The sequence below is a fragment of the Citrobacter sp. Cb080 genome, from assembly GCF_030334745.1.
Classification (GTDB): Bacteria; Pseudomonadota; Gammaproteobacteria; order Enterobacterales; family Enterobacteriaceae; genus Citrobacter; species Citrobacter braakii.
Window position 1 is genome coordinate 1 of record NZ_JAOWDG010000056.1, and the last position, 8,426, is coordinate 8,426.

The following is an 8,426-nucleotide window of genomic DNA, read 5'->3' on the forward strand; positions in this document are numbered from 1 at the left end:
TGACCTGCTCCCCGTTGATTAGTACACCCCGATGTTAGTAATGTCTTCATAAGCCACATGAGGACATCCCCATGAAGAAGCGTTTTTCCGACGAACAGATCATCAGTATTCTCCGCGAAGCCGAAGCTGGGGTACCCGCCCGTGAACTCTGCCGCAAGCATGCCATTTCCGATGCCACGTTTTACATCTGGCGTAAGAAGTATGGCGGTATGGAGGTGCCTGAAGTTAAGCGCCTGAAGTCGCTTGAGGAAGAGAACGCCAGACTCAAGAAGCTGCTTGCCGAAGCCATGCTGGATAAAGAGGCGCTTCAGGTGGCTCTTGGGCGAAAGTACTGACGACAGACCAGAAGCGGGAAGCCGTGATGTTGATGTGTGATGCGACCGGTCTGTCGCAACGTCGTGCCTGCAGGCTTACAGGTTTATCCCTGTCGACCTGCCGCTATGAGGCTCACCGTCCGGCTGCTGATGCGCATTTATCAGGGCGCATCACTGAGCTGGCACTGGAGCGCAGGCGTTTTGGCTACCGTCGTATTTGGCAGTTGCTGCGCCGTGAAGGGCTTCATGTTAATCATAAGCGCGTGTACCGGCTTTATCACCTCAGTGGCCTGGGCGTAAAACGCAGAAGACGTCGTAAAGGGCTGGCAACAGAACGTCTGCCGCTGCTCCGTCCGGCGGCGCCCAATCTGACCTGGTCGATGGATTTCGTCATGGACGCACTTTCCACCGGTCGCAGGATCAAGTGTCTTACCTGCGTCGATGATTTCACAAAGGAATGCCTGACGGTCACTGTTGCCTTTGGGATTTCAGGCGTTCAGGTCACGCGTATTCTGGACAGCATTGCACTGTTTCGAGGCTATCCGGCGACGATAAGAACTGACCAGGGGCCGGAGTTCACTTGCCGTGCACTGGATCAATGGGCCTTTGAGCATGGTGTTGAGTTGCGCTTAATCCAGCCGGGCAAGCCAACGCAGAACGGATTTATTGAGAGCTTTAACGGACGATTTCGCGATGAATGTTTGAATGAGCACTGGTTCAGCGATATCGTTCATGCCAGGAAAATTATTAATGACTGGCGGCAGGATTATAACGAATGCCGCCCGCACTCCACGCTGAATTATCAGACACCGTCTGAATTTGCAGCGGGCTGGAGAAAGGGTCATTCTGAGAATGAAGATTCCGACGTTACTAACTGAGTGTTGTATCTAATCGTGGGGGCAGGTCAATGGGTATAAAAGCGCAGGTGAGTATCGCGCACAAGCTGGGGTTCACATCACACCAGAATGCAGTTCCGCTGTTACGTGAGCTCATCTTGCATAATGAGTCCGAAGAGACATTTCAGGATCTGACGCTGCATCTGCGGACCGCGCCAGCCGTGCTCGAAGATAAAAAATGGAATATCGACCGCCTGCTTCCCGGTACTTCACTGGATATCAGGGATCGGGATGTCAAACTTAATGCCAAATGGCTCGCCGAACTGACCGAAAGCGTACTCTGCGAAGTCACCATAAGTTTGTGCCAGGGTGAGGAAGAAATCTTCATTACTCATTATTCGCTTGAGGCACTTGCGAAAAATGAATGGGGCGGCAGCGCAATGATTGAATTGCTCCCTTCATTTATCATTCCTAATGATCCGGCGGTAGATCGTGTACTCAAGGCAGCCTCTGATGTCCTTCGCCGTGCAGGCAAGAATGACGCTCTTGATGGTTATGAAAGCAAGTCGAGAACTCGTGTCTGGGAAATTACCTCAGCTCTCTGGACTGCTGTCTGCAACCTCAATATCAGTTATGCCCTTCCCCCAGCCAGCTTTGAACGGAATGGCCAGAAAATTCGCACACCAGGCATCATTCTGGAAGGTAAAGTCGCGACCTGTCTGGATACAACCTTATTATTTGCTTCAGCACTGGAACAGATTGGTTTGAATTCACTGCTAATGCTCAGTGAAGGTCATGCGTTTGCTGGCGTCTGGTTACAACCACAGGAATTTTCGCAGCTAGTGACAGAAGACGTCTCTGCGGTGCGCAAACGTGTCGACCTAAAAGAAATGGTCGTATTTGAGACAACTCTCGCGACCAGAGCCCACCCGCCTTCATTTACTCAGGCATCTGATGAAGCGTTAAAGTATCTTAACGAGGATGTTTTTCACGCAGCCATTGATTCGCGTCGCGCGCGGATGCAGAAAATTCGGCCACTGGCTTTGGGTGTCACTCGCCTTGAAGAACAGCCTGATGCTGAGGAGGTTATTTCTCATGGGTTTGAGGACGCACCCTCTCTCCCTGATGTTGACATTGATATTGAAACAGCTGGCGAAAAAGAAGCTGGGGGCCGGCTTGTACAATGGCAACGAAAACTTCTGGACTTAACCACCCGTAACCGCCTGTTACACCTGCCTGAAAGCGCTAAAGGCATTCGTTTGATCTGTGCGAATCCGGGCCATCTTGAAGATAAGCTAGCTGAAGGCAAACGCATTCGCATTGTCCCGCTCCCTGATCTAGAGAGTGGAGGCCGCGATGCCGAACTTTATCAGCAGCTCACAAACGAGAACCTGCGGGAAGAATACGCCCAGATTGCGCTGGAACGCGGTGAAGTCGTCTCCGCAATGGAAAAATACCGCCTCGAGTCATCCCTAATCGACCTCTATCGAAAATCGAAAAGTGATTTGGAGGAAGGTGGTGCCAACACTCTTTTCCTCGCTGTGGGCTTCCTTAAATGGAAAAAATCCGCTGATGATCCCAAAAGTTACTCAGCTCCACTGATACTACTGCCGATTCAGCTTGACCGTAAAAGTGTACTTTCGGGCGTGTCCATGCGTTTGCTGGAAGAAGAGCCCCGCTTCAACCTTACTCTGCTTGAACTGCTACATAATGACTTTGCTCTGACAATTAACGGCCTCGATGGCGATCTGCCCACCGATGAAAGTGGTGTTGATGTGGATGGCATCTGGAATATGGTACGGCGTGCTGTGCGCGACATACCCGGTTTCGAAGTCACCCGTGATGTCGTGATTGGCACATTCTCTTTTGCCAAATATCTGATGTGGAAAGATCTAATCGATCGGGCACCTCAGTTGATGCAAAGTGCGCTGGTAAAGTATCTCATCGAACGCGGCCAGGACAATGCCGTTCTGGATAAGAGCGGAGAAGTCATCAACGTTGAGGAACTCGATGACAACGTCAATACGCAGGATCTTTTCCTACCGCTGCCTGCAGATTCCTCGCAAATCGCCGCCGTTGTAGCCTCTGCAAAAGGGAGGGATTTTGTTCTGGATGGCCCCCCGGTACCGGTAAGTCGCAAACCATAGCCAATATGATCGCGCATAATCTTGCGCTGGGAAGACGCGTACTTTTTGTTGCTGAGAAGAAAGCGGCACTGGATGTGGTCTATCGCAGGCTTGAGGCTCAGGGACTCGGTGAATTTTGTCTGGAACTGCACTCGAGCAAAACGTCCAAGATGGATTTTCTGAAACAGCTAGAGCGGGCATGGGATGCGCGTGATCTACTGACCACCTCGGAGTGGAAGGAAGAAGCGGCCAAGGTGCAGCACCTGCGAGACAAACTCAATGAGGTTGTCCGTTTGCTCCATCTGCGCTGGCCAAATGGCTTAACGCTCCATCAGGCAATGGGCACGGTTATCAGGGATGCAAGTAGCGCCACGCCGCACTTTAGCTGGCCTGCATCGACTTTGCATTCTTCTTCAGAGATGACTCAGTTCAGAGAGATAGTAAAACGTCTGGAGCTGAACCGTGATACCTGGAAACAGCACGGCGATCATTTTGACCTCATCACGCAGGCTGACTGGACCAATGGGTGGCAGTCTTCTCTCATTGCTGCAGCGAATTCATTGCCTGCAATCATCGATCACCTTGAAAACGCCACCGAGGAATTACTGAAGGTGACGGGAGTTACTCTGGACTCTACTGAGCCCGAGAGACTGTCGCAACTAACTTCATTCTGTGAATTATTGACGGAAGCTTACGGCATTGATCTGAATTTCATGTTCGCACCGGATGCCACAAGCCGTATAGAGTCAGCGAATAAAGCCGTTCACCTCCTGAAAGAGATTGAAGTGACCAAAGGCTAATCTGTCAGTTACCTACCCTGGTAACAGCTGGCAGTACGTTAATGCTCCGCAGATCAGAAACGCACTTGACGTCGCTGACAAAAAATTCTGGTTCTTTGCGACCAGTGCCCGCAAGAAAGTCATTGGTGAAGTTATCCGACAATACTCGCTAACGTCAGCTCCCGACTTATCCGTTGATCTCCCCATTGCTGAAACTCTGCAGACATTGCTGCAACGTCTGACCGAGCTTAACTCTGTCACTTTATCCCTGCCGGGTTGGGCTGGGCTGGATACCAACGTTGCACAGTTGCAGACCACCCTGGAACTTGCAGAATCTATCCGCAATTCGCTTGGTGGTTTTGCTTCTTCGCCACAGCAGTTGGTCGAGATCCGCACTGCTGTAAAAAATCTGATTATTGATGCCAATGACCTTCTCGGTTCGCAGGGTGTTATCTCCGCCCTGACTCGGAAACTGCGCACAGCAATCGCCAATTTCAATGATGCACAGGTTAGCTTCTGCAATCTGATAAAACCAGCTGAGGACAAACCATCGCTCCCGGCACTGCGTGACTGCGCACTCAATATCCTGCAACATCAGTCTGCTCTTAAAGCCTGGAGTGACTGGAGCCGTGTACGTGAGGAAGCGATTTCACATGGCCTGCAGCCAGTTATCAACGCGCTGATCCATCTTAACTCAGGAGAAATAAGCGCTGCAGAGATTTTTGAAACTGCCTATTGCCGCTGGTTTGCATCGTGGATGATCGATTCAGAGCCGCTGCTGCACAATTTTGTGCCGGCTGAGCACATGAGTGATATTGAAGCTTACCGTGCTCAAACCGATCGTCTGGCCAAACTGACAGTACGCTATATCCGTGCTCGTTTATGTGGCGTCATTCCTGCAAAAAATGAGGTCAGCAAGCAGAGTGGTTTTGCACTGCTTAAACATGAACTACAGAAACCCCGTCGTCATAAACCGGTACGCCAGATGGCAGCCGAAATGGGCGATGCCATGGCCAAACTTGCCCCCTGCATGCTGATGAGTCCGCTTTCAGTCGCCCAGTTCCTGCCCTCCGACCAAGCCTTGTTTGATCTGGTGATTTTCGATGAGGCATCGCAGATTGCCCCGTGGGATGCTATCGGCACCATGGCGCGTGGCAAACAGGTGGTAATCGCCGGTGATCCCCGCCAGATGCCGCCAACCAGCTTCTTTAATCGTGCAGCTAATGACACGGACGATGATACTGAAGAAGATATGGAAAGCATTCTGGATGAGTGTCTTGCTGCCGGCCTGTATAACCACAGCCTGAGCTGGCATTACCGGAGCCGTCATGAAAGCCTGATTACCTTCTCCAACCATCGCTACTATGACAGCAACCTGATTACGTTCCCCGCTTCCGAAACAAAGCAAAGTGCTGTCCAGTGGTGCAAGGTTACAGGCGTCTACTCTAAAGGGAAAGGACGTCATAATCAGGTCGAGGCAGAAGCGATCGTCGCTGAAACGGTGAAGCGACTGACTGATAAAGAGTTCGTTGCATCAGGCAGATCGATAGGCATTATCACGCTGAATACTGAACAGCAAAAGCTAGTCAGCGATCTGCTGGACCGTGCCAGACAGCATCACCCTGAAATTGAACCCTTCTTCCAGTCTGAACTGGAAGAACCTGTTGTGGTTAAAAACCTCGAAACGGTTCAGGGGGATGAACGCGATTTGATCATAATTAGCATCGGGTACGGCCCGACTGAGCCGGGCGCAAATACAATGTCGATGAATTTTGGCCCGCTTAATCGCGAGGGAGGCTGGCGCCGGCTGAATGTTGCCGTCACACGTGCGCGACAGGAAATGATGGTCTTCAGCTCGTTCGATCCTTCCTTCATCGACCTTAATCGGACCAGCGCCCGCGCGGTTGCTGACCTCAAACACTTTATTGAGTTTGCCCAGCGCGGCCCTGAAGCTCTTTCTCAGGCAGTACGTGGGTCTGTAGGCGGTTATGACTCACCGTTTGAAGAGGCAGTAGCAAATGGTCTGAGGAGAAAAGGCTGGCATGTTGTCCCGCAAATTGGCGTATCCCGTTTCCGTATTGATTTGGGGATCGTTCATCCGGATAAGCCTGGCGACTATCTTGTCGGTGTTGAATGTGACGGTGCCACTTACCATAGCGCAGCAACAGCACGCGATCGCGATAAAGTCCGCAGCGCTATCCTACAGGGCCTGGGCTGGAAATTACTGCGCCTCTGGTCAACTGAATGGTGGATTGATAAAGAAGGTGCACTCGACAGGCTGGATACAGCAATAAATCGCCTGCTGGAGGAATCCAGAGCAGCGGAAGCCGCACTGATTGCTGAAGCAGAAAAACAAAAGCAGATTACGCCAGTCATCGGTCATGTAACCAATGATGCCAGTGAAGACATACTGGTATCTGAAATTACACCTGTCGCTAATGATGAAGAAATATCCACGTCAGTAAACCCTATCATCACGCCTCCCGCCGAAGTAAGCGAAGATGATGGTGGCACTGAGTTGAAGTATGCATCTACAGCTTCTCAGAATAACAACAAGCCAGCGCATGCCGGTAAGTATGTCGTTAACGATCTTCAGGAATGGCACGACAGGACAGATGCAGAACAATTCTATATCGCTGAATATGATGAGACACTTAAAACCCTCATTGAAGCTGTGGTAACAAGTGAATCACCCGTTCTGGATACAACGCTTGTGCAACGCATCGCACGTATACACGGCTTCACTCGCGCTGGCAGACTGATACGTGAACGCGTAATGGAAATTGTGGATCAACACTATCACCTTGCAGCCGATCACTCAGGTGAAAACTTCGTCTGGCTGTCCGCTGAGCAACGTGCTGACTGGAATGCGTTTCGTTTGCCTGCCACGGATAACGACATTCGCCAGGTTGACGCGATTCCTAGTGAGGAATTACGCGCACTGGCGCTGAGTATTAAAGGTGACAATAAGATACAGGAAATGACCCGCTCGCTTGGAATTAAGCGCCTGACCAGTCAGGCAAAAAAAAGGATTGTGATCTTGACCCTCCATCTCCGAACAGCTTTTGTATCTTAAGTTAACGATGTCCGCTGCCGCCGGTATTCCCTCGGGGAGTGATATCCCAGCGCGCTGTGCGGGTGGTTTTCATTGTAATGCGTGAACGCTACTGCAAGGTTTCGCAGTGCTGTTCTCACATCCGGTTTTGGCATGAACGCGATATAGTCTTCTTTCATCGTTTTCACGAACCGTTCGGCCATGCCATTACTCTGCGGGCTGCTCACCGCTGTTGTGCAGGGCTCCAGATTCAGCTCTCTCGCGAACCTCCGCGTTTCATACGCGGTATACGCTGAACCGTTATCCGTCAGCCACTGCACCGCTGTGTCGGGCAACCTGTCGCCGAAGCGCTTTTCCACCGACCTCAGCATCACATCCTGCACGGTCGAACTGTCATAGCCTCCCGTGCTTGCTGCCCAGTCTATGGCCTCACGGTCGCAGCAGTCCAGCGCGAACGTTACCCGCAGTTTTTCGCCGTTGTCGCAGCCGAACTCGAAGCCATCTGAACACCAGCGCATATCGCTTTCTGCCACCGCTATCTTGCCCTTATGTTCACGCTTCGGTCGCTCTGGTTTGTGATGCAACAACAACAGGTTATGCTCACGCATTATCCTGTAAAGCCGTTTGGCATTCACAGGTAGCTGTCCCTCTGTGCGACGTTGCTTGCGCAGGATGCCCCACACGCGTCGATAACCATAACTCGGCATATCGCTGATAATGTTGAGGATAGCCGACAGTATTTCTGCGTCTGCTTCTTCATTACGCCGGTTACAGCGCCTGTCCTGCCAGTCGGCAGAACGGTTAATCCGCAGTGACAGTTGCGCACGCGACACGCCCATGGTCCGGCAGACCATGGCTATTCCCCGTCCTTTGGCAACAAGGGCGCGTGCGCTATCCATTTTCGCGACTGACCGTACTCCACGGCTTCTTTCAGGATCTCAACTTCCATCGTCTTCTTGCCCAGAAGGCGCTGAAGCTCCCGGACCTGCTTCAGAGCAGCAGTAAGCTCAGAAGCAGGAACGACTTCCTCTCCAGCCGCAACGGCGGTGAGGCTGCCTTCCTGATATTGCTTCTTCCACTTAAACAGCAGGCTGGGCTGGATACCATGCAGGCGGGCGACATGGGAGACATTCATACCCGGCTCCATCGTCTGCTGGATAATGGCGATCTTCTCCTGAGGAGTTTTACGTTTACGGACTTCTTGCCCTAACAGGATCCCGGTCATCTCAAAATTGGCGTTAGTGTTAGACATATATTCAAGCCTATCTCTTATCTGGAGATACAGCTACTGTCCGGTGTTTCAGGGGGCTACATCA

General features: G+C 51.6%; 2 protein-coding genes and 1 pseudogene. 2 read left to right on the forward strand and 1 reads right to left on the reverse strand.

Going from position 1 to position 8,426, the window contains the following annotated elements; all coding sequences use genetic code 11:
• Positions 1-71 precede the first annotated feature (71 nt).
• Positions 72-1,192, forward strand: a protein-coding gene (locus tag OGV38_RS10150; protein WP_096147877.1) for an IS3-like element ISSen4 family transposase whose coding sequence is annotated in 2 segments (ribosomal slippage) — positions 72-330 and positions 330-1,192 — 1,122 coding nt in all. Because the reading frame shifts where the segments join, the coding sequence is not laid out codon by codon here.
• A 29-nt stretch (positions 1,193-1,221) separates the two neighbouring features.
• Positions 1,222-7,131: pseudogene (gene proA, locus OGV38_RS25100) on the forward strand (anti-phage protein ProA).
• On the opposite strand, the gene OGV38_RS10170 reads toward proA, so the two are convergent.
• Positions 7,128-8,335, reverse strand: a protein-coding gene (locus OGV38_RS10170) for an IS3 family transposase (protein WP_117086587.1) whose coding sequence is annotated in 2 segments (ribosomal slippage) — positions 7,128-8,014 and positions 8,014-8,335 — 1,209 coding nt in all. Because the reading frame shifts where the segments join, the coding sequence is not laid out codon by codon here. The pseudogene proA and the gene OGV38_RS10170 sit on opposite strands and share 4 nt — an antisense overlap.
• Positions 8,336-8,426 lie beyond the last annotated feature (91 nt).